A 1,083-nucleotide genomic window follows, 5' to 3' on the forward strand; every position below is an offset into this window, starting at 1 on the left:
CTTGTATTCATTTTAGTGAAAAGAAGTCCACTCCGAGAAACCAGCTCTGATTGACACATCCTTGTTCAGCATGGTACAATAAACCGAGAGAAGTAATTGGGGCCTTGCGCACAAAATACAGACCCCATTATGGAAGGAGGTTGTTGAGGCTTATGGCTGAACGAACCAATTCTCACCTTTCGGATGGAGGTGATTCTGTGGGCATGACAGATAACCAGTACAAGGGTATGCTGCTGGACCAGTTGGAGGACTGGCAGGAAATCCTTGACCTGGCGGTCGAGGCCGGGATCGCTGAGATTCAGAAAAAGGCTGAGAAGCAGATCGCGAAGATCAACGAAAAGCTGAAATTCTAATCTCACCCAAAGGGAGAGCCTACGGAAACGTGGGCTCTTTCTTTTTTATATTTTGAAGGAGGACCTACGCCATGAACGAAAAAGTTGTCAAGCACAAGGCCATCTGCGACGAGCTGAACCAGCTCTATGCTCGCAAGAACCACGACTACGGCGACAGCTTCCACCAGACGTTTGTCGAGGAGGGGCTGGCCATGACCCGCATCCGCCTGGGGGACAAACTCTCCCGTTTCAAGACCCTGTCGAAGCTCATCGCTACCGACGGCGGTCAGCAGCAGGTTACGGATGAGTCCATCCGGGACACTCTGATGGACCTGGCCAACTACGCTATCATGACCATCCTGGAGATGGAGGAGGGCGAGTACACCGTTGCCTATGCCGATGGGCAACCCGTTTTGGCCGGGAAAAGGATGGACTGACCATGTGGAAGCGTGAACTGCTGAAAAACAAGCTCTACGCGGTCCTGCTCATTCTCTGCACACTGCCGGTGGTGTTCCTTGACGGGGATGCCACCGCTACTGTTTTCATGGCGTTAATCGCCGTACCGATGTTCTTCGCAAAGGAAAACTGGATTCTGGGAGGCAACTATGAGAATCAAAAAAGCCGGCGGAAGAGTGTACGGAGCGTCAATGTCCGCAGCCGAGAAAAAGGCCATGGACATGGAAATCCAACGCCAGCTCGCCGAGTACGACCGAAAACATGCGCTTGAGATCGACGCCATGGATCTCTGGGT

General features: G+C 52.4%; 2 protein-coding genes. Both read left to right on the top strand.

The features are described 5' to 3' along the window. Positions 1-197 precede the first annotated feature (197 nt). The gene (locus JX325_RS17535; protein ID WP_204792280.1) at positions 198-353 is read left to right on the top strand and encodes a hypothetical protein; all 156 of its coding nucleotides are present in this window, start codon (positions 198-200) and stop codon (positions 351-353) included. 71 nt (positions 354-424) lie between these two features. After that, on the top strand, positions 425-769 hold the full coding sequence (locus JX325_RS17540) for a nucleotide modification associated domain-containing protein (protein ID WP_204792281.1): 345 nt from the start codon (positions 425-427) through the stop codon (positions 767-769). The last annotated feature ends 314 nt before the right edge of the window (positions 770-1,083 follow it).

This window comes from Oscillibacter sp. CU971 (assembly GCF_905219725.1).
In the GTDB taxonomy this organism is placed as follows: Bacteria; Bacillota; Clostridia; order Oscillospirales; family Oscillospiraceae; genus Oscillibacter.